Origin of the sequence: Modestobacter muralis (genome assembly GCF_010682105.1) — a bacterium.
Taxonomy (GTDB): Bacteria; Actinomycetota; Actinomycetes; order Mycobacteriales; family Geodermatophilaceae; genus Modestobacter; species Modestobacter muralis.
On record NZ_JAAGWH010000063.1, the window covers coordinates 20,753 to 40,393 of the forward strand.

At 70.8% G+C, this 19,641-nt stretch carries 20 protein-coding genes; 9 read left to right on the forward strand and 11 right to left on the reverse strand.

Annotation, left to right across the window (positions count from 1 at the left end; all coding sequences use genetic code 11):
- Positions 1-88: 88 nt before the first annotated feature.
- The 9 genes from GCU67_RS19720 to GCU67_RS19760 all read right to left on the reverse strand — a co-directional run bounded on the left by GCU67_RS19720 (position 89) and on the right by GCU67_RS19760 (position 10,180).
- On the reverse strand, positions 89-724 hold the full coding sequence (locus GCU67_RS19720; RefSeq protein ID WP_163613073.1) for a hypothetical protein: 636 nt from the start codon (positions 722-724) through the stop codon (positions 89-91).
- A gap of 39 nt (positions 725-763) precedes the next feature.
- On the reverse strand, positions 764-1,030 hold the full coding sequence (locus tag GCU67_RS22580) for an ANTAR domain-containing protein (protein WP_211661772.1): 267 nt from the start codon (positions 1,028-1,030) through the stop codon (positions 764-766).
- A gap of 234 nt (positions 1,031-1,264) precedes the next feature.
- Positions 1,265-1,996, reverse strand: coding sequence for a GAF and ANTAR domain-containing protein (locus GCU67_RS19730; protein WP_163613074.1), 732 nt, complete (start codon positions 1,994-1,996; stop codon positions 1,265-1,267).
- 758 nt (positions 1,997-2,754) lie between these two features.
- On the reverse strand, positions 2,755-4,878 hold the full coding sequence (locus GCU67_RS19735; protein ID WP_338105175.1) for a SpoIIE family protein phosphatase: 2,124 nt from the start codon (positions 4,876-4,878) through the stop codon (positions 2,755-2,757).
- 218 nt (positions 4,879-5,096) lie between these two features.
- Entirely contained in the window at positions 5,097-5,807 is a 711-nt protein-coding gene (locus GCU67_RS22140; protein WP_246215420.1) for an ATP-binding protein, read from the reverse strand.
- A 166-nt stretch (positions 5,808-5,973) separates the two neighbouring features.
- Positions 5,974-7,185 carry an aldo/keto reductase gene (locus tag GCU67_RS19745; protein WP_163613075.1) on the reverse strand — a complete coding sequence of 404 codons (1,212 nt, stop codon included), beginning with the start codon at positions 7,183-7,185 and terminating at the stop codon, positions 5,974-5,976.
- 100 nt (positions 7,186-7,285) lie between these two features.
- Entirely contained in the window at positions 7,286-8,032 is a 747-nt protein-coding gene (locus GCU67_RS19750) for a DedA family protein (RefSeq protein WP_163613076.1), read from the reverse strand.
- A gap of 82 nt (positions 8,033-8,114) precedes the next feature.
- Positions 8,115-8,993 carry an aldo/keto reductase gene (locus GCU67_RS19755; RefSeq protein ID WP_163613077.1) on the reverse strand — a complete coding sequence of 293 codons (879 nt, stop codon included), beginning with the start codon at positions 8,991-8,993 and terminating at the stop codon, positions 8,115-8,117.
- A 296-nt stretch (positions 8,994-9,289) separates the two neighbouring features.
- Complete coding sequence (locus GCU67_RS19760) at positions 9,290-10,180, reverse strand: MmyB family transcriptional regulator (protein WP_163613078.1); 891 nt, start codon at positions 10,178-10,180, stop codon at positions 9,290-9,292.
- 169 nt (positions 10,181-10,349) lie between these two features.
- Here GCU67_RS19760 and GCU67_RS19765 point away from each other — a divergent pair, with 169 nt between their 5' ends.
- The 4 genes from GCU67_RS19765 (at position 10,350) to GCU67_RS19780 (ending at position 13,242) form a co-directional block, all read left to right on the forward strand.
- Positions 10,350-11,372: a zinc-binding dehydrogenase gene (locus tag GCU67_RS19765; protein WP_163613079.1), complete on the forward strand. Its 1,023-nt coding sequence runs from the start codon at positions 10,350-10,352 to the stop codon at positions 11,370-11,372.
- 86 nt (positions 11,373-11,458) lie between these two features.
- On the forward strand, positions 11,459-11,881 hold the full coding sequence (locus tag GCU67_RS19770; RefSeq protein WP_163613080.1) for a (R)-mandelonitrile lyase: 423 nt from the start codon (positions 11,459-11,461) through the stop codon (positions 11,879-11,881).
- Positions 11,878-12,198 (forward strand): carboxymuconolactone decarboxylase family protein, encoded by a 321-nt coding sequence (locus GCU67_RS19775; RefSeq protein ID WP_338105176.1) that lies wholly within the window; start codon positions 11,878-11,880, stop codon positions 12,196-12,198. Before GCU67_RS19770 ends, GCU67_RS19775 begins: the two co-directional genes overlap by 4 nt.
- Before the next feature lie 96 nt (positions 12,199-12,294).
- Positions 12,295-13,242, forward strand: coding sequence for a quinone oxidoreductase family protein (locus tag GCU67_RS19780; RefSeq protein ID WP_163613081.1), 948 nt, complete (start codon positions 12,295-12,297; stop codon positions 13,240-13,242).
- Between the two features lie 139 nt (positions 13,243-13,381).
- Here GCU67_RS19780 and GCU67_RS19785 read toward each other — a convergent pair whose 3' ends face one another.
- A complete protein-coding gene (locus GCU67_RS19785; RefSeq protein ID WP_163613082.1) occupies positions 13,382-14,302 on the reverse strand; it encodes a helix-turn-helix transcriptional regulator in 921 nt (306 codons plus the stop codon).
- Positions 14,303-14,465: 163 nt separating this feature from the next.
- Between GCU67_RS19785 and GCU67_RS19790 the strand changes: the two genes are divergently transcribed.
- From GCU67_RS19790 to GCU67_RS19810, 5 genes are all read left to right on the forward strand, one after another.
- Positions 14,466-15,344, forward strand: coding sequence for an aldo/keto reductase (locus GCU67_RS19790; RefSeq protein WP_163613083.1), 879 nt, complete (start codon positions 14,466-14,468; stop codon positions 15,342-15,344).
- Between the two features lie 5 nt (positions 15,345-15,349).
- Entirely contained in the window at positions 15,350-16,087 is a 738-nt protein-coding gene (locus GCU67_RS19795) for an SDR family oxidoreductase (RefSeq protein WP_163613084.1), read from the forward strand.
- Positions 16,088-16,251: 164 nt separating this feature from the next.
- A complete protein-coding gene (locus GCU67_RS22585; RefSeq protein ID WP_338105177.1) occupies positions 16,252-16,785 on the forward strand; it encodes a flavodoxin in 534 nt (177 codons plus the stop codon).
- A 65-nt stretch (positions 16,786-16,850) separates the two neighbouring features.
- Positions 16,851-18,260 (forward strand): MFS transporter, encoded by a 1,410-nt coding sequence (locus GCU67_RS19805; protein ID WP_246215421.1) that lies wholly within the window; start codon positions 16,851-16,853, stop codon positions 18,258-18,260.
- Positions 18,261-18,331: 71 nt separating this feature from the next.
- Positions 18,332-19,312, forward strand: a complete 981-nt coding sequence (locus GCU67_RS19810) for an aldo/keto reductase (RefSeq protein ID WP_163613086.1) — start codon at positions 18,332-18,334, stop codon at positions 19,310-19,312.
- 119 nt (positions 19,313-19,431) lie between these two features.
- Here the strand turns inward: GCU67_RS19810 and GCU67_RS19815 are convergent, their stop codons facing one another.
- A complete protein-coding gene (locus GCU67_RS19815) occupies positions 19,432-19,590 on the reverse strand; it encodes a hypothetical protein (protein ID WP_163613087.1) in 159 nt (52 codons plus the stop codon).
- Positions 19,591-19,641: the final 51 nt, after the last annotated feature.

Below are 19,641 nucleotides of genomic sequence, written 5' to 3' on the forward strand. Positions count from 1 at the left end.
GGTCAGTCCGTTAACGGGCGATTGTGGGCCGCCGTTTCGGATTTCTTGTGGCTCACATCGGATGATCCTTGTGGCTCACATCGGATGATCAGAGTGTCGGTAGGTCTGGCTCATCGAGGCCTCGGTAGGCCGTGGCGTCCCTACGGGCAGTCCGTGCGCTGTCGCGGTCCCCGGCCGCGGCCGTCCGGTCGGCCGCGGCGGCGGACCGGTCGGAGGCTGCGGCGGTGCGGTCATCGGCTGCGCCGGCCAGTAGCTGGCCTGCGTGCTGGAGATCGACCCGGAGGCGGGAGCGCTGAATGCTGGTGGCGATCACGTCGGCGAACTGCACGTCGAGCAGCTTGAGCACCTCCCGCAGCAAGTGGAGCAGCGGCTCGTCGGCACCGGAATCGATCGCCTCCTGGATCGCCTCGCTCGCCTGCTGCAGGTGCACATGCTGGTCGGCCTCGCCAGCGTCCAGGGCGTTCAGCCGACGAGTGACCTCTCGGATCCGCTGGTAGGCCAGGTGCTCACGGGCGCGCGCATCCTCGAGCACCAGGTCGGCGGCGGCGTCACGAGCACGGGCAGCGGTGTCCCGGTCCTCTGCCCGTTGGTCGGCGGCGTCGGCGCGTACGTCACGCTCCTCCGCGCTGACCCACCAGGACCTGGCGTGACCCTCCTGCGCCCACGGGTTGTCAGGCTCCGCCGGGTCTGTGGGCGGTTGGCTCTCTGCTGCCGGGTCGTGCACGTTTCCCTCCGAGTACGGGTGCAGGTACAGGTGGCCTGCTCAGTCGCTGAGCTGTTCGGCGTCGCCGGTGTAGATGACCCGCTCGGCGACATCCCGAAGCTTCACGTTGCGCCGCTGACTCAGCACGCGAAGACGGTCGAACGCCTGTTCCTCCGTGATGCGGTGCCGCTCCATGAGGATTCCCATGGCCATGCCGATCTTCCGGTGACTGACCACTGCCCGCTCGAGATGCACGGCACGGTCGGTCGCGGCGGCCAACTCGGTGCGGGCCTCCGCCAGCTCGTCGGCGGAGCCCTCAGCAGCCACGGGAAGAGGTTACGACTGCGCCCGACAGCGATCCGTCCCCGATGGGACCCGAACGGTGTCCCTCGACCTGGGAGCGGTCGGGTGGTGGCCGGTCCGTCAGCGGTCGTGCTCGGTACACGGTGCACGACCGGCCAGGACGGCACTCCGGAGGACCTGTCCGCGAGCGTCGCGGTCGCCTGACCCGACCGCCGCAGGGCCCCCCGGAGTCACGCGCCCGGAGCCGAGCTCGCATGCTCAGCTCCGGCGCGGTGGCTGAGGCATCTCCCCGGTCCTGACCAGGTGGTCGGCGATGTCCCGGAGCTTGACGTTGGCCGCCTGGGAGGCGTACGCGAGGGTCTGGAACGCCTGGTCGGCGGTCAGCTTCTGCCGCTCCATCAAGATGCCCTTGGCCTGGTCGATCACGGCCCGGGACTGCAGCGCGAGCTCCAGGTTGGCGGCGATGTCGCGGGCGGTCTGGTAGTCGTACATGTTGGCGATCGCAGCGGCCGCGGACCGCGCGAACTCGCGGGCCGCTGACTGGGTGGCGTCGTCGAATGCATCCGCTTCGGTGGCGTAGATGTTGAGCCCGGCGTGCAGGCCCTCCATCGGCAGCGGCACCGAGAGAGAGCTGAGGGCGTGGCGTTCCACTGCCCGGGGCGTGTAGTCGGGCCAGCGGGTCTCGGTCCTGGCGTCGGTGATCTCGACCAGCTCGCCGGTGGTGGCCGCGTGCAGGCAGGGTCCGTGGCCCCGTTCGTACTGCGACTCGTCCAGGTCCAGGGCGAGCTGGCCGGTGTAGACGGCGGTGGCGGGGCGGGAGCCGATCAGCACGGAGATGGAGGAATCGACGTGTCCCGGCAGCGTCGACGCGGTGGCGTCGACCACGGCCTGCAGGAGGGTGTCCATGGAGTGCCGGCGCAGCGTCAAGGCGCTGAGGTCCTGGAGGGCACGGTCGGTCTTCGCGGGCAGCGGCTCGTTGGGGGTGGGCATGGCAGACGTCTTCCAGCTCGGCAGTACCGAGGGTGAAGCACCCCCGGCGTCGACCACCTGCGGGAGGTCCAGCTGGGGTGCGCCGCTGTCTGATGCACCAAGGCCGACGGAGCTGCTGCTCCGCAACAACTCAAAGATAACTGCAGGTGGGATCACCGAGGATCCGGTCGGCGCAACGTCCCTGCGCTGAACGGGGCGGGAGCCCGACAGCCAGTAGGCGAGTCGGCTAGGGATCGGCGGCACCGCAACGCCCGCCCTGCACTGAACGGTCGGGTCGCCGCTCGCTGAGGCAGGAGCACTACCAGCCATCGCAGGCCCGAAACGGTTGGGTAATGGGCCGTCCGTTAGTGAGCGTTCGAAGGTGGTCGAGAACGTCCTTTATCTGCCGGTCGGCCGGTGGTGATGATGACGGCGTGTGGCTGATCGAGGACGTGGATTTCCTCGGTGCAGTCCCTCAGGGAACAGCGGTTCGATCACCGTCTGGCGATGGCTGCTGCGCCGGTGGGTGATCGACGGATCATGACGTCGCTGCCCCGCGGCCGCCATGAAGGTCACCGTCTGGCGTGTGGGGGATGCTCGATGGTGTTGGCTTGGGGTCACTGTCCGTCGGACCCGCCGGCACCGCTGTTGGTGTGCAATCGGTGTCGCGCCATCAACGACCTCACCCGCAGTGTCGAGGATCTGACACTTCCTACCTGACCAGTCCCTGGCGGTCATCAGGCTGCCTACCGCGGCTTATCGTTCGTCTGTTGGCAAAGTCAGGGTGACGGCTCGTCGGGCACAGGATCGGGGAGCCGCCGGGGCCCTGCTTCGGCGGGGCGGGGCTGGTCCTGGCGGTGCAGGCGGATGGCGACCAGGGCGACGTCGTCGTCGGGGCGTCCGTTAACCAGCCGCTGGAGGATGGCGTCGCAGAGTTCCTGCAGTGGCAGGTGCGCCAGCTCGGCCACAGCTGCGCGGAGGCGTTCGATGCCGGTGTCGAGGTCGGAGTCGCGGCGTTCGACCAGCCCGTCGGTGTAGAGCAGCACGGTGGCGCCGCGTTCCAGGACGGTCACGGTGTCGGTGCGGGGGCTGCCTTGGTCGACGCCCAGCAGCATCTCGGCGCGCCAGTCGGGGATGGGGGCGACGTTGCCGTCGGGGTGGATGACCAGCGGGGGTAGGTGTCCGGCGTTGGACCAGCGCAGGCGGGTCACCCCGCGTTCGCGCTCGTCGAGGTTCTGCTCGAGGCGGGCGACGACGGCGGTGGCCAGGGTGCCCATTTCCAGCTGGGCCATGGCCTTATCGACGCGGTGGAGCACCTGGGCGGGGCCGGCGTGGTCGTCGGAAGCGGCGATGCCGCGCAGCATGCTGCGCAGCTGGCCCATGGTGGCCGCGGCGGCGGTGTCGTGGCCGGCGACGTCACCGATGACCAGCATGGTGGCCCCGTCGGGCTGCATGAAGGCGTCGTACCAGTCCCCACCGACGGCGGCGGCTGCTGTGGCGGGCAGGTAGCGGACGACGATCTGGCCATGGTCGGGCTCGGGTGGTGCGCTGAGGAAGCTGTGCTGCAGCTGCTCGGCCAGGGCGCGCTGTTGCCCGTACAGGCGGGCGTTGTCCAGCGCCAGCCCGGCCCGCGCGGCGACCTCGGTGGCCGAAGCCAGGTCCAGCGGGCTCACGGTGCCGCGGGCGGGGCCGTTGAACAGGGTCAGCAGGCCCACCGTGTGACCCCGCCCGCGCAGGGGCAGGGTTATGAAGGACTCCGGAGCGAGTTCGGCGATCAGGTCCTGTGCCGGGCCTTCCACCAGGACTCCGCGGATCGCGGAGGTGGCGTCGTGGTTGATGACCACCGGCTGGCCGGAGCTCAGTGCGCGCAAGGCGAACGCCTGATCCTGGAGCGAGGGGATTCGTACCTGGCCGTAGGCATCGAGCACTGAGCGGGCGGCCTCGTCCCGGTGCCACAAGCCGACGTCGCGCACCCCCCGGCGGGAGCCGGGGGTGAAGGTGTCATCGACGAGGGTGACGATGCTGAAGTCGGCGAGGGCGGGCACGACCAGGCGGGCCAGCAGGGCGACGGCGCGGTCGGTCTGCATGGTGCCGGTCAGCTGTTCGGTCACCGCCACCTGAAGGGCCTGCCGGGCGGCGGCGGCCTCGGCCTGCTGCTGGTCGTGGTGGCGGTCGGTGACGTCGAGGAAGTACACCGACAGCCCGTCCGGGCTGGGCCAGGCGTGGAGTTCGTACCAGCCGTCCAGGGGCGGTGGGTAGTAGGCAGGGAAGCTGACCGGCTGACCGGTGTCGACCGCCCGCCGGTAGCTGTCTTCGAAGATCGAGCCGGCCGCGGCAGGGAACTCGGTCCAGATCACCTGCCCGAGGAGTTTGTCGCGGCCGCGCAGCAGGATCTTCTCGGCGGCGGCGTTGACGTAGGTGAACCGCCACTGCCGGTCCAGGGAGTAGAAGCCGGCCGGCATGGCCTCCAGGACTCGGGTGACGGAGAGCTCGGCGTCGCGCTGGTCGGTGATGTCGTAGGCGGCGCCCAGCAGGCGGACTGGCTGCCCGTCGGGGTTGCACAGTCGGCGGCCGCGGGCGGAGATCCACCGGGTGTCTCCGCTGGGCAGGATGATCCGGTAGACGGAGGCGAAGTCGTTGCCGGTGTCGATCGCGGTCTGCAGGTCGGCGGTGACCCGGGCGAGGTCGTCGGGGTGCAGCCGGTCGTTGAAGCCATAGATAGTGCTGTCGAAGGTCCCGGGGTTGAAGCCGAAGATCTCGATCAGCCGGTCGTCCCAGTCCAGCCGGCCCGACACGAGGTCCCAGTCGAAGGTGCCGATGCCGGCGGCGTCGATGGCCAGCTCGCCACGGAGCCGCTCGGCTTCCCGCGCACTGATGAGCACGGGGTCCACGGCCTCGTCCACGTCGTCCTCTCTGCAGCGGTGGTCCGGGCAGACCATCACCAGCGGCCGGTCCAGCGGTGCATCATCCTCGATACCCGCCTCGTTGCGCACAACGAACCCCCCCCCACCGTGCAGGCGCCAGCAGTGGTTGAGCAGACGCACCGTCAGTGATCCCTCGGGCTGCACCCGGTGGCTGTCGAATCCCGTGAGCGTCAGCGTGGGTCAGGCGGGGTGGAAGGTCAGGTGGCCGGCGTGAGGGCCACGTATCCCCACACGTGCTTTCGGCCGGCGATCACCGACCAGCCGTAGGCAGCGCACAACCGGGCGATCAGGTAGAGGCCCAGGCCGCCGGTGGCCGGGTCCCGGTCCACCGCGGGGGCGGGTGTGCGGTCCACCGCGGCGTCGGTGACGTCGATCAGCCAGCCGTCACCGGCAGCGGTCACCGCCGTCTGCACAGGTGCTTGACCGTGGCGGAATCCGTTGGAGGCCAACTCCTCATAAGCCAGGAGCAGGCGCTCGACACCGTCAGCGATGTCGCCGGGAGGTACTCCCGCGTCCAAGACCTTGGCCTGCAGCTCGGTTCGTGAGGTGGTCAGATCAGCGGCCCGGTGCAGTTCCCAGTCCCACGCAGGGAGTGAGTCGTGCAGCTGCTGCGGCAGGGGTCGTTCTTCCCACAATGGTGCGTTCATTGTCGCGCTTGTCCCGCTCTGCTTGGGGAGTAGTGATCCGCGACGGTTGGTGACGTCAAGGGCGCTAAAGACCAGCCGAAAGCTGTCCAACAGCGCTTCTGCACGGTACGTGCCTGCGCGGCCATCAGCAGGGCGACGTCGAGACGTCGAGCGGAGTCCTCGTCGGCGGGGCGCCATAGAGGCAATCTCGGCGATGACCAGGATCGCCCGCTGCACGACGTAATCGACCTCGGCCGTCGGCTCCGGGTCCTCGGCGGCCACTGATGCGACGAGGAAGGCTCGTACCTGTCGGCGGACCGCACTGAGGCTGGGAGCTGCCCACTCGCCTCAGCGAGTGGGCATCTCGTGCTCACAAGCCCGCCTGGCCGGCGCCGCCTCGCCGGATGACGAAGTCGGCGCCGATGGACCGGTCGTTCTCGTGCGGACGTCAGGTGGCGGGGGCCTCGACGCCGGAGTTCGCGAGCACTGCGGAGGGCAGCCGGTCTCCCTGGATCGGGATGGCGTCCAGCGCGGCGGTGAACTCCCGGAGCTCGTCGTCGGTGAAGGTGATGTCCTCGGCGCCGAGGTTCTCCAGCAGGTGCGGCAGCCGGGTGGTGCTCGGGATCGGGACGACCCAGGGTTGCTGGGCCATCAGCCAGGCCAGCGAGAGCTGAGCGGGAGTGGCTCCCTTGCGCACCGACCAGTCCTGCAGCAGCTGGACCACGGGCATGTTGGCGGCCAGGTTCTCCTGGCTGTGGCGGGGCACCGCTGCGCGGAAGTCGTCGGCTGCGAATCGCGTGTAGGGCGTCATCGTCCCGGTGGTGAAGCCGTCCGCCAGGGGGCTGAACGGCACGAACCCGATGCCCAGTTCGGCACACAGCGGCAGAACCTCCGCCTCGGGGTCCCGGGTGAGCAGCGAGTATTCGTTCTGGATGGCGGTGAGCGGCTGCACCGAGTGCGCCCGGCGCACCGTCTGCAGGCCGGGCTCGGACAGGCCCCAGTGCAGGACCTTGCCTTCGGCCATCAGTTCCCCGACGACTCCTGCGACGTCTTCGATGGGGACGGCGGGGTCGACGCGGTGTTGGTACAGCAGGTCGATGCGGTCGGTCTGCAGCCGCTGCAGCATGCCCTCGACCGCCCGCCGCACGCTGTCGGGCCGACTGTTGAGGCCTCCGGTCCGCTGTCCGGTGTCGGGGTCGATGGCCCACCCGAACTTGCTGGCGATGACCACGTCGTCCCGGACGCCGGCCAGGCCCTCGCCGACGATCCGCTCGGACTCGAAGGGCCCGTAGGCCTCTGCGGTGTCGAACAGCCGCACGCCCTGGTCGGCGGCTGTCCGGACCAGGGCGACCATGTCCTCGCGGCTGGTGACCGGGCCGTAGAGGTTGCCCGGCATGGTCTGGCAGCCAAGGCCGAGGCTGGAGACCTGCAGGGACGCCAGCGAGCGGGACGCGGTGAGGGTCGTGGCGGTGGCCACCGCCGCGCCGCCTGAGCCGGTGGCGGCTGGGTTCGTGGGACTGGCCGCCGGGCTGTCTGCGTCGGCGGAGCACGCGGCGGCGGTGAGCAGGGGAGCGGCGGAGAGCACCGCGGCCCCAATCAGGAATCGGCGACGTCCGGAGTCTTTCGGTGAGCCGTTGGAGGAGTGCTGGTCGTCGGGCATGGTCACGTCCTCATCGGTCGGTAGTCGTCGGGTTGGCGAGGTGTTCGTCGAGCCCGACCCAGCTGGCGGCTGGGCCCGGATGGTCGGCTGCCGTGGCGACTCAGGGACGGGTGAGCTGGGGAACCGGGAGCAGGTCCTCGGCGGGGGCATCGTCTGCGTCCGGATATGCGGCGGTCCGCTGGGAAGCCAGGGGCGAGGCCGTGGGGATGAGGACCTGCTGGTGGGCACCGCCCCTCCGAGCGCGGCGCCGCACGAGCAGCCAGGTGGCCACGACCAGCGCTGCCGGCAGTGCCGTCATGGCGAGCAGGTCGCGGGCCATGGGGAGCGCGGCACCGGCGAGGGCACCAGTGGTGATGAGTGCGCTGGACCAGATGAGGGCGGCGGGGAACGTCCCGCGCAGCATCGTGGCGAGCGGGACGCCGGCTGACCCGGCGAGGCGCGGGGCGAGGGTGCGGGCACCGACGATGAACTGGGCCGTCGCCGCCGCCCGCACCGGTCGGCGCCCGACGGCACGGCCCCACGTCGTGGTCGACTCCTGAATGCGTCGGGTCGCCCGATCCGGCAGCCACCGACTCAAGGCGGCGCCGACCGGCATGGAGCGGCCGGTGGCCCCTCCACCTGACCTGCGGTGCCCGAACACCGCGCCGAGGACGGTGGCCGCTGTGACACCGGCGGCCGCCAGCGGCGCCGGCAGAGCACCGGTGCCCGCCATGGCACCCAGTCCGAGGACCAGCGACCCGGCGGGCAGGACGACTCCGACGAGCAGACCCGACTCGAGCACCAGAAGCACCGCCACTACCGCGAAGGCGGTGACGGCGCACAGGTCGAGCACGGTGTTCAGGTCCACGGCTGTCCTCGGAGTCGGTGGGCGGGGAACCGGGATGGCGCCGGTGCAGGTCGTGGTCGACACGGCATCGGCGCCGACTTGCTCAGGCCTCCGGGATCGGCATGCCGTAGCTCTCCAGCGTGATGCTGTCGGGGTCCGGTCCGCTGCGGACGCCGGTGTCCAGGGCGTCGATCTGGGCGACCTGGTCGGCGGTGAGCTCGAAGTCGAAGACATCGAAGTTCTCCGCGATACGCGCCGGCTTGGTCGACTTCGGGATCGTCGAGCGCCCTTCCTGCAGGTGCCAGCGGAGCATCACCTGGGCGGTCGACTTGCCGTGCTCAGCGCCGATGGCCAGCAGCGTCGGGTCCTCGAAGGCGCTCTTGGCGCCGCCGCCGTAGGAGGTGATGCCACCGATCGGGGACCAGCACTGCGTGAGGATGCCGTGCTGGGTGTGCAGGACCTGCAGTTCGGTCTGCTGGAAGTAGGGGTGCAGCTCGATCTGGTTGACGGCCGGGACGACCGTGGACTCGGCCAGCAGTCGGGCGAGGACCTCGGGCATGAAGTTGCTGACGCCGATCGCGCGGACGCGGCCGTCGGCGAGCAGCTCCTCCAGCGCCCGGTAGGCGTCGAGGGTGAGGTCGAAGCGGCTGGTGAGCGGCTGGTGGAGCAGCAGGAGGTCGATCTGGTCGACGCCGAGCTTCGCGGCGCTCTTGTCGAACCCGTGCAGCGCGGCGTCATAGCCGTAGTCGCTGATCCACAGCTTCGTCTCGACGAAGACCTCGTCACGGGGCACACCGGAGCGGGCGATGCCTTCGCCGACCTCGCGCTCGTTGCCGTAGGCGGCGGCGGTGTCGACGTGGCGGTAACCGAGCCGGAGGGCCTCTGCGACCGCGTCGGTGGTGACATCGGGCGGGGTCTGGAAGACGCCGAGACCGAGGGCCGGCATCTCCACACCGTTGTTCAGGGTGCTGGTCGTGGGCATGCCTCGACGCTAGGTCCGCTAAGGCGCCGCAGGGAGTGGCTGTCGTTACCCCCCAGCCTGGTCGCGGCGGCCGGCCCGGGGTCGGCGGACTCCGGCCGCGGTGTCCTCCGGTGGGGTGGTCGTCGGCTTGATGACCGTCACCGCACAGCCAGTGGTGCCCGGCAGGCCAACCCTTCACCAGCCGGCCCGCGGTTGACGGTGCCGCAACCGTGTGCGCCAACGAGGCGACGGCGAGATCAAGGGTCTCTCCCCGTCGTTCCCCGACGCGCCCATGCTGGGGCGCCCCACCTCCAGCGTCAGCCTGCGGGGGTCGCGTCGACCTCGGTGGGCAGCTGGTCCTGCGAGGCCGCCCAGGAGGCGAGGAGCTTGAGCCCGTCGGCGGTCGGCGTCCCGGGCGGAGCTGAGTAGACGTTGAGCTGCAGCCCGGGGGAGGAGGTGAGCTCCATGCCCTCGAAGTCCAGGTCGAGCTGGCCGACCTCGGGGTGGCGGAGCCGCTTCTGGCCGCTGCGGTGGAACTTCACATCGTGGGAAGCCCACCGTTGGCGGAACAGCTCCGAGCGGGTGGACAGCTCACCGACCAGCTCGATGAGGGCCTTGTCGTGCGGGTTCTTGCCGGCCTCGAGCCGGAGCATGGCGGCGGCGTCGTTGGCGATGCGGTCGTAGTCGACGAAGAAGTCCCGCGCCGCGGGGTCGAGGTAGAGGAACCGAGTGGTGTTGGCCGGGCGGCGGCCGTCGGCGAGCACGGGGGAGTACAGCGCCCGGGCGAGGGAGTTCATGGCCACGATGTCGTGGCGGCCGTTGCGGACCCAGGCCGGGGCGTCGGTCATGGCGTCGAGGACGTGCTGCACGGCGGGCTTGACGCTGGAGGCGGCCCGCTTGCGGGGAGAGGTGTGGTGACCGCTCTCCCGGGCCAGGGCGTACAGGTGGGTGCGCTCGGCCTCGTCGAGGCGGAGGGCATCGGCGAGGGAGCTGAGCACGCCCTCCGATGCTCCGGCGAGGCTGCCGCGTTCCATTCGCACGTAGTAGTCGACGGAGACGCCGGCGAGCATCGCCACCTCTTCGCGGCGCAGGCCCTTGACCCGGCGGTTGCCGCCGTAGGCGGGCAGGCCGGCCTGCCCGGGGGTGATCCGGGCCCGGCGCGTGCTGAGGAAATCGCGGATCTGCGCGCTCAGGTCGATGTTGCTCACAACCCCAAGGTAAGCAGCTGCGCGAGGCCGAAAGAGGCCCTGCCAGTACCCCGTTGAGCAGGCACTCCCTGGTCGAGGAGAACAGGCGTTGGCTGGACTCAGCGAGGACGACGGCTGCCTGCGGCCCGTCGTCTCTGACCATCGAACCTCAGCAGAAGGGCACGAGATCGTGCGAGCAACCCTCATGTACGGCGCCGGCGACGTCCGCGTGGAGAACGTCCCCGACGCAGCGATCGAGCAGCCCACCGACGCCGTGGTGCGCGTCGTCCGCGCCTGCGTGTGCGGCAGCGACCTGCACCCCTTCCATGCGATGCCGGCCGGCGAGCAGGGCCAGCAGATGGGCCACGAGTTCATCGGCGTCGTCGAGGAGGTCGGGTCGGAGGTCTCCCTGATCGCGCGCGGTGACTTCGTCATCGCCCCGTTCGCCTACTTCGACAACACCTGCGTCTTCTGCCGCGAGGGCCTCACCACCTCCTGCGAGCACGGTGGCTTCTTCACCACCGCCCAGGCCGAGGCCGTGCGGGTGCCGCTGGCCGACGGCACGCTGGTCAAGGCGCCGGTGGGGGAGGACTCGGCCCTGCTGCCCTCGCTGCTGACGCTCTCCGACGTGCTCATCACCGGTCACCACGCCGCCGTCATGGGCCAGGTGCGGCCCGGCTCCTCGGTCACCGTGATCGGCGACGGCGCGGTCGGCCTGCTCGCGGTGCTGTCGGCCAAGCGGCTAGGTGCCGAGCAGATCGTGCTCATGGGCCGCCACCAGGTGCGCACCGACCTGGGCCGTGCGTTCGGCGCCACCGACGTCGTCGCCGAGCGCGGCGAGGAGGGCATCGCCAAGGTCCGCGAGCTCACCGGGGGCCACGGCACCCACGCCGTACTGGAGTGCGTCGGCTACATGAACGCCTACGAGATGGCCGTCGGCGCCGTCCGCAACGGGGGCGTGATCAGCCGGGTCGGCGTGCCGCAGTACGAGGAGGCCCCGATCGGCTTCGGCAGCCTGTTCGGCCGCAACGTCCGGCTCGCCGGCGGCCCCGGCGCCCAGCGGCCCTACATCGAGGAGCTGCTGCCCGAGGTCCTCGACGGCCGCATTGAGCCCGGCCGGGTCTTCGACCGCACCGTGACCCTCGACGACACCCCGGCCGGCTACACGGCCATGGACGAGCGCACCGCACTCAAGGTCCTCGTCCAGCCCTGACCCGGCACCTGATCGGCACCGCCCCGGCCCGGGGGACATCCCGGGCCGGGACGGCGCCACCCACCCCACCTCCGTAGGAGCACCAGATGAACATCGAACCGACCTTCCCCACGACCAAGAACCCGCCGGATCAGTTCGCCGGCGACGTCTGGCTGGACCCCATCGCCCTGCCCCACGAGGGAGACCAGCGCATGGTGGTCGCCACCGTCCGCTTCGCCCCCGGCGCCCGCACCGCCTGGCACTCCCACGCCCGCGGCCAGTACTTGCGCGTCACCGCCGGCGTCGGCCGCTTCGGCACCCGGGACGGACAGATCATCGAGGTCCACCCCGGCCAGACGATCTACACCCCGCCCGGCGAGGAGCACTGGCACGCCGCCGCCGAGGGCTGCTTCATGGAGCACATCGCCATGCTCGAGAGCGCCGATGACCCCAGCGCCAGCACCATCTGGCTGGAGCACATCACCGACGACGAGTACCGCGGCACCACCACCTCCGGGGCCGACGCGTGAGCGGGCAGGAGCCGTCCGCGGCGCGGAAGATGCTGGGCGACTTCGCGCCCAAGCTGGTCGACCTCACCGACGACGTCCTCTTCGGCGACGTCTGGAAGCGGCCGGAGCTCGCACCCCGCGACCGCAGCTTGGTCACGATCACCGCGCTGGTGGTCGGTGGCAACGTCGAGCAGCTCCCCTTCCACCTCGCGCTCGGCCGGGACAACGGCCTGACGGAGGCAGAGATCGTCGAGGCGATCACGCACCTGGCCTTCTACACCGGCTGGCCGAAGGCGATGTCCGCGATCGGGGCAGCGAAGCAGACCTTCGCCGCCTGACCTGACGCGCGGCGGCCGGGGTCGAGTCATCTGACCCCGGCCGCTGCGCGCCGGTCTCGCTCCTCTGCCCGTCACCCGGAAGCAGGCGATCCACTCATGAAGGCACTGGTCAACGGCACAGCACCCGGCACGGTCCACCTGGCGGACCGTCCGCGACCGGTCCCCGGCCCGGACGACGTGCTCGTCCGCACCCGGGCGCTGGCACTCAACAACAGCGACCTCTCGGCTGCACCCGAGGGGGAGATCGCCGGCTATGACTTCAGCGGCGTCATCGACGAGGTCGGCGAGAACGTCGATCCTGCGCTGGTGGGGCGCAGCGTCCTCGGCGTTGCTCCGGCGTCGTTCGCGGAGTACGTCGCCGCCCACTCACGGCACGTCCTGCAGCTGCCCGAGCAGCTGGGGTTCCCGGACGCCGCACCGCTCCCGACCGCGCTGCTGACGGAGTACGGCGCGCTGCGCCGCGCCGGTGTCCGCGCAGGCGACACGGTGCTCATCACCGCCGGCACCTCAGGGGTCGCGCTGGTCGGCACGCAGCTGGCCCGGGTCCTCGGCGCCCGAACCGTCATCGCCACCACCCGGACCCGGGATCGGGTGGACCTGCTCCGCCGCACCGGCGTCGATCACGTCGTCATCACCGACGAGGAGGACCTCCCCGACCGGGTGCGACAACTGACCGCCGGTGTCGGTGCCGACGTCGTGCTCGACCATGTGGCCGGCGGCATGCTCGCCACAGCCCTCGACGCGGCGCGGACGGGTGGCTCGGTGGTCAGCGTCGGCCGGCTGAGCGGCCCGGTCGCGGAGTTCGACCTGTTCCGGCTCGCGGCACGGCAGGTGACGCTGATGTCGGTGTCGTTCGGGTTCGACCCGGTGGGCGTGATCGGTGACCTCCTCGCGGGGGTACATACCGACGCCATGGACGCGATCGCCGACGGCCGGGTGCGCGCTGTCATCGATTCCCAGCACGCATTCGAGGACGCCCAGAGTGCGTTCGACCGCCTGCGGAGTGGAGAAGCCGAGGGCAAGGTCGTGCTGACCTTGGGCTAGGACGCCGCATGGTGCACAGGAGCTGCACTGCCCGCGCTCGGTGGACGGTGGACCGTCCTCCACCGCGGTGCCATCGTCTGGGCGTCCTGGCCCGAGGCAGACGTGAGCGGTGATGTTGCCCCGACCGGACGGTCGTCGCCTAGCTCTCGCGAGACCGCTCTGACGTCGGGGACGCGCTGGCCGGCGCCGACGACTGCTCGTCGCTGCTCCAGCTCGCGAGGAACGCCAGAGCCTGCTCGGAGGGGCTGGCCGGCTCCACGGTGTAGGTGACGATGCGCAGACCTGGGTCGCCGGGCAGTTCGAGGGCCTCGCCGGTGACTTCGAGGTCGCCGACAATGGAGTGGTGGAGCTTCTTGGTGGAGGTGCGGTGGAACTTCACCGTGTGGGTGGCCCACCAGCCGGCGAATTCCGTGCTGCGGGTGGACAGCTCACCGACCAGGTCGGTGAGGCCGCGGTCGTAGGGGTTGCGGCCGGCGTAGGTGCGCAGGGATGCGACCGAGTCGCGGGCCACGGTGTCCCAACCGAGGTAGAAGTCCCGGGAGCGGGGGTCGAGGAACAGGTAGCGGGCCAGGTTGAAGCCACTGGTCGCGTCGGCGTAGGCGTCGGTGAACAGGGCGCGGCCGAGCCGGTTGGTGGCCAGGACGTCCATCCGCCCGTTGGCCACGTAGGCCGGGGCGCCCAGGCTGTCGAGGATGCGGTGGACGCCTTCGCGCACACCTGTCGGGGCGGAGACCCGTCGGGTGGTGTCGGCGGTCTGACGGCGCGCCTGCCCAGAAGGGCTGGCTGTGCCGGCCAGGTCGAACAGGTGGGCCCGCTCGGCTTCGTCGAAGCGCAGCGCGCGGGCCAGTGAGTCCAGGACCGCCTCGGAGACGCCGGTCAGGTTCCCGCGCTCCAGGCGGGTGTAGTAGTCGGTGCTCATCCCGGCGAGCATCGCGACCTCTTCGCGGCGCAGCCCCTTGACCCGGCGCCGCCCGCCGTAGGAAGGGATCCCGGCCTGCTCCGGGGTGAGGCGCTCGCGACGGCTGGTGAGGAAGTCGCGTACCTCGGTCCGGTTGTCCATGTCCCAACCGTAGGGCGGGTGCCCGCGGCCAGGGAGGGTCTGGCTTTACCGGTATAGGCCTTCACTCCCACACGTGCGGTGAAGGGAGTTCGCTGGTGTCCAGCGGCGAAGAAGTCGCCGCGGACAGCAACGAATGAACCTCTCAACCGGCAAGGGGCAGGTCATGCAGACCATCACACTGAACAACGGCGTCGAGATCCCCGCCCTGGGGCTCGGGGTATTCCAGACCCCGCCGGATGAGACCCGCTCCGCGGTCACCGCGGCCCTGGAGACCGGCTACCGGCACATCGACACCGCCGCCGCCTACGGCAACGAGCGCGAGGTCGGCGAGGCCGTGAAGGCCTCGAGCCTGGACCGGTCGGAGGTGTTCCTGGAGACCAAGATCTGGATCAGCGACTACGGCTACGACCAGACGCTGCACGGTTTCGAGAAGTCCGCGGCCAAGCTGGGGGTCGACCAGATCGACCTGCTGATCCTGCACCAGGCCCTGCCCTCGGAGTTCGAGAAGACCATCGGCGCCTACAAGGCCCTGGAGAAGCTGCTGGCCGACGGCCGCGTCCGCGCCATCGGCGTCAGCAACTTCATGGTCGACCACCTCACCCAGCTGCTCGAGCGCACCGACGTGGTGCCGGCGGTCAACCAGATCGAGGTGCACCCCTACTTCCAGCAGCGCGAGGTGCAGGCCTTCGGTGCCGAGCACGGCATCGTGACCCAGGCGTGGTCCCCGATCGGCGGCATCACCTTCTACCGCGACGGCGAGCACACCAGCACCCTCGAAGACCCGACCATCGTCGGAATCGCCGAGGCCCACGGCAAGAGCCCGGCCCAGGTCATGCTGCGCTGGGCGATCCAGCAGGGCCGCTCGGTCATCCCGAAGTCGACCAAGGCGCACCGGATCGCGGAGAACATCGACGTCTTCGACTTCGAGCTCACCGGCGACCAGCTGGCCGCCATCGACGGCCTGGACACCGGCAAGCGCGGTGGCCCCGAGCCCGAGGCCATCACCCTGGAGGCCTTCGGCCGGGACATCCCCGAGGCCTGACCGCCATGACCACTCCCACCGACAACGCCCAGGGCCGCGTCGCCGTCGTCACCGGGGCCTCCTCCGGCATCGGCGAGGCGACCGCCCGCGCATTGGCCGCGGGCGGCTACCGGGTCGCGCTGCTGGCTCGCCGCGGAGACCGCATCACCGCACTGGCCGATGAGCTGGCCAACGGCTCGATCGCCATCACCGCCGACGTCACCGACCGCGACAGCCTCGTGGCCGCAGCAGACCGCGTCGCTGCGGAGCTCGGCGGCACCGACGTGCTGGTCAACAACGCCGGCGTCATGCTGCTGGGCCCCTTCAGCAGCGACCAGCGCGAGGACCACCGCCAGATGATCGAGGTCAACCTGCTCGGCGCGCTCACCGCGACCGAGGTCTTCCTCGACCAGCTCAAGGACGGCGGCGGGGACATCATCAACATCTCCTCCGTCGCCGGGCGGACCGCGCGGGCCGGCAACGGCGTGTACGCCGCGACCAAGTGGGGGCTCAACGGCTGGTCGGAGTCCCTGCGCCAGGAACTGCTGCCCGACGTGCGGGTCACCCTCATCGAGCCCGGTGTCGTGGCCACCGAGCTGCCCGGCCACATCACCCACGCCGAGACCCGCGAGGGCGTCCAGGCGCTCTACGACAAGGCCGAGGTCAGCGCCGACGACATCGCCGAGATCATCGCCTTCGTGCTCGCCCGGCCCCGCCACCTCGCGATCAACGAGGTGCTCATCCGGCCGGCGGGGCAGCTGTGATGCCCGCCCCGGCCACTGCGGTGGACAGGCGGTCGTTCCTGCGGGTAGCGCTCACGGTCACCGCCAGCGCGGTGGCCGGGGCAGGGCTGGCCGCCTGCAGCACGCCAACGCCGCAGCCCACCAGCACAGCTCCCTCGACACAACCAACGGAGACGGGCTCGACTGTGGCCAGGAACAACGTCCTGCTCGCCTACTTCTCCCGGGCGGGGGAGAACTACTACTACGGCGGGCGCAGGAACCTGGAGGTCGGCAACACCCAGGTGGCGGCCGAGATGATCAGCGGGCTCATCGACTGCGACGTCTACCGCATCGAGGCCGCCGACCCCTACTCCGATGTCTACGAGGACACCGTCGCCCGCAACGTCGCCGAGCAGGACGCCGACGCCCGCCCGGCCATCGCAGCACCGCTGCCCCCGGTCGAGCAGTACGACACCGTCCTGCTCGGCAGCCCGATCTGGAACGTGCGCGCCCCGATGATCATGTCCACGTTCGTCGAGGGCCTGGACCTGGCCGGCAAGACGGTGCTGCCGTTCGTCACCTACGCCGTGAGCCGGCTCGGCAACGCCCCCCGGGACTACGCGCAGCTCCTACCCAACTCGACCCTCGGCGACGGGCTCGCCGTGCAGGGCGAGGAAGCCGGCGACGCCCAGGCCGACGTGGAGCAGTGGCTGCGAGCCGCCGGACTCCTGCCCAGCTGAGACCCACACACGACCACCCAGCTCGTGCAGGGCACGCCTGTGCCCCGAGCAGATCGGCGCCCGACATGTCGAACACCCGCACCACCCAGGTGAGGCTCCCCAGCGGGCCCACCGCTGACACCGCCCGGCCGGCTCACCCCGGAGCCGCCCTCGGGGTGGCGATGCTCGGCTTCTTCGTCGTCGCCCTGGACTCCCAGGTCGTCAACGTGGCCCTGCCCAGCATCCGGGAGGACCTCGGTGGAGGGCTGGCCGGCCTGCAGTGGGTCGTTACCGCCTACACGCTGATGTTCTCCGCGCTGATCCTGTTCGCCGGCACCTTCTCCGAGCGGATCGGTGCCAAGCGGGCCTACGGCGCGGGCATGGTGCTCTTCGTCCTGGCCTCCGCCGCCTGCGGTCTGGCCCCCGACCTGGGCACGCTGATCGCCGCCCGCTTCGCGCAAGGCCTGGGCGCTGCGCTGGTCACCCCCACGGCTCTCGCGCTCATCCGCGAGGCCTACACCGACGCCGGCGCGCGTGCCCGGGCCATCGCCTACTGGGCCATGGGCGGCTCCATCGCCGCCGCGGCCGGCCCCATCGTCGGCGGTGCACTGACCCAGGTCGACTGGCGGATCATCTTCTTCCTCAACCTCCCCGTCGGGGCCATCGCACTGCTGGTGCTCACCCGGGTCGGCACCTCCCCGCGGGAAGCGGCGCCGTTCGACTGGACCGGACAGGTGACCGCCGTCCTCGGCCTGGCCGCGCTGACCTACGCGATCATCGAAGGCGGCGAGGGCGGCTACGGCCGCCCGACGATCCTCACCGCGTTCGCCGTGGCGGTGCTGGCGCTGGTGGTGTTCCTGCTCGCCCAGTCCCGCGGCCGGCACCCGATGGTGCCCCTCGAGCTCTTCCGCTCCCGGCGCGTGATCGTGGCCCTGGCGGCGGCGTTCATCGGGATGTCGGCGTTCTACGGCGTCGTCTTCGTCCAGAGCCTGTACTTCCAGCAGGTGCGCGGGGAGTCCGCCTTTTCCACCGGGCTGCTGTTCCTGCCCATGACCGCGCTGGTGGCCGCGGTCAGCCCGGTGGTTCCCCGGGTCGCGGCCCGCTACGGCCTGCGCGTGCCGATCATCGGCGGGCAGATCGTGCTGGTGGCCGGCCTGATCGCGCTGGCCTGCGTGCCGGCCAGCACCCCCACCTGGGTCGTGGCCGTCCTCATGGTCCCGGTCGGGCTGGGTGGCTCCTTCACGGTGCCGCCGCTGACCACGCTGGTGATCGACAGCGTCCCGGCCCGCCGGGCCGGCACCGCCAGCGGCGTGCTGAACATGTCCCGCCAGATGGGCGGGTCCCTCGGTGTCGCGGCCGTCGGGTCGGTGCTGGCCGTGCAGGCCAGCTTCATGACCGGCCTGCGGATCGGCCTGATTGCGCTGGCTGCGCTGGTGGTCGTGACGATCGTCGCCGGCCTCACCCTGCGCGACGTCGACGCGGCGACGGCTGACTGAACCGCCGAGCACCCGCACGACCAGCACCCGCACGACCAGATCTTCACGAACACCTACGCGAGGAGCACTCCATGCAGCACACCACTCTCGGCACCCTCGACGTCTCCCGGATCGGCCTGGGCGCGATGGGCATGTCCATGGCCTACGAGGGCGGCGGCGCACTCGATGACGCAGGGTCCATCCGCACCGTGCACCGCGCGCTGGACCTGGGCGTCACCCTTCTCGACACCGCCGAGATCTACGGGCCCTACATCAACGAGGAGCTCATCGGCCGGGCCATCGCCGGCCGCCGCGACGATGTCGTCCTGGCCACGAAGTTCGGGCTGGTCTCCCACGCCGGTGAGGGCCCGTGGAACCTCGACAGCAGCCCGGCCAACATCCGCACCGCGGTCGAGGGTTCGCTGCGCCGGCTGGGCACCGACCACATCGACCTGTACTACCAGCACCGCCTGGACCCCAAGACCTCCATCGAGGACACCGTCGGGGCGCTGGCCGAGCTGGTGACCGAGGGCAAGATCAGGCACATCGGGCTGTCGGAGGTGTGGATCGACACCATCCGCCGCGCCCACGCCGTCCACCCGATCACCGCGCTGCAGTCGGAGTTCTCGCTGTGGACCCGCGACCCCGAGGGCGATCTCCTCGCGGTGCTGCGCGAGCTGGGCATCGGCTTCGTCGCCTACTCCCCGCTTGGCCGGGGTTTCCTCACCGGCTCGATCACCTCACCGGCCGACCTGGGTGAGGACGACTCCCGCAAGGACCACCCCCGGTTCACCCCCGAGGCCTTCGAGCAGAACATGCGCATCGCCGAGGAGACCAAGGCCGTGGCCGCCGAGGTCGGCGCCACCCCGGCCCAGGTCGCACTTGCCTGGTTGCTGGCCCAGGGGGATGGCATCGTTCCCATCCCCGGCACCCGCAAGGTGCACCGCGTGGAGGAGAACGCCGCCGCCGACGACGTCGTGCTGACTGCTGAGCAGGTGCAGCGACTCACCGACCTCCCGCCCGCGGTCGGTGGACACCACACCGACGAGCAGATGACCATGATCGAGCGCTAGGCAGCCATCCACGCCGCCGCCCGGGCGCGGCGGCGGAGGGGCCACACGGCCCTCGTGAACAGGCTGCAGCACCGCCCCCGTCGTCGTCGAGACATCGGGGGCGGTGCTGTCAGCGTGGATCAGGCGCGGACGTCGAAGCTCCCGCCGCGCCCGTTCCCGCCGGAGCTGATGGAGGCGGCCGGCGCGGACTGGACGACCGGTGCCGGTGCCGAGGGCGGCGTGGGGGCCACCACCGGGAACGTGGGGCGGGCGCCGCAGCTGACTGAGCCGATGGTCATGAGCTGCTCCTGTTCTGCCCGGAGTCCGATCTCCTGGCCCTGATCCCATCG

Coding starts and splice junctions, on each gene's coding strand:
- GCU67_RS19730 (WP_163613074.1), bottom strand. CDS start 1,996: ATGCCCACCCCCAACGAGCCGCTGCCCGCGAAGACCGACCGTGCCCTC.
- GCU67_RS19745 (WP_163613075.1), bottom strand. CDS start 7,185: ATGCCCGACGACCAGCACTCCTCCAACGGCTCACCGAAAGACTCCGGA.
- GCU67_RS19755 (WP_163613077.1), bottom strand. CDS start 8,993: ATGCCCACGACCAGCACCCTGAACAACGGTGTGGAGATGCCGGCCCTC.
- GCU67_RS19770 (WP_163613080.1), top strand. CDS start 11,459: ATGAACATCGAACCGACCTTCCCCACGACCAAGAACCCGCCGGATCAG.
- GCU67_RS19780 (WP_163613081.1), top strand. CDS start 12,295: ATGAAGGCACTGGTCAACGGCACAGCACCCGGCACGGTCCACCTGGCG.
- GCU67_RS19785 (WP_163613082.1), bottom strand. CDS start 14,302: ATGGACAACCGGACCGAGGTACGCGACTTCCTCACCAGCCGTCGCGAG.
- GCU67_RS19790 (WP_163613083.1), top strand. CDS start 14,466: ATGCAGACCATCACACTGAACAACGGCGTCGAGATCCCCGCCCTGGGG.
- GCU67_RS19795 (WP_163613084.1), top strand. CDS start 15,350: ATGACCACTCCCACCGACAACGCCCAGGGCCGCGTCGCCGTCGTCACC.
- GCU67_RS19805 (WP_246215421.1), top strand. CDS start 16,851: ATGTCGAACACCCGCACCACCCAGGTGAGGCTCCCCAGCGGGCCCACC.
- GCU67_RS19810 (WP_163613086.1), top strand. CDS start 18,332: ATGCAGCACACCACTCTCGGCACCCTCGACGTCTCCCGGATCGGCCTG.
- GCU67_RS19815 (WP_163613087.1), bottom strand. CDS start 19,590: ATGACCATCGGCTCAGTCAGCTGCGGCGCCCGCCCCACGTTCCCGGTG.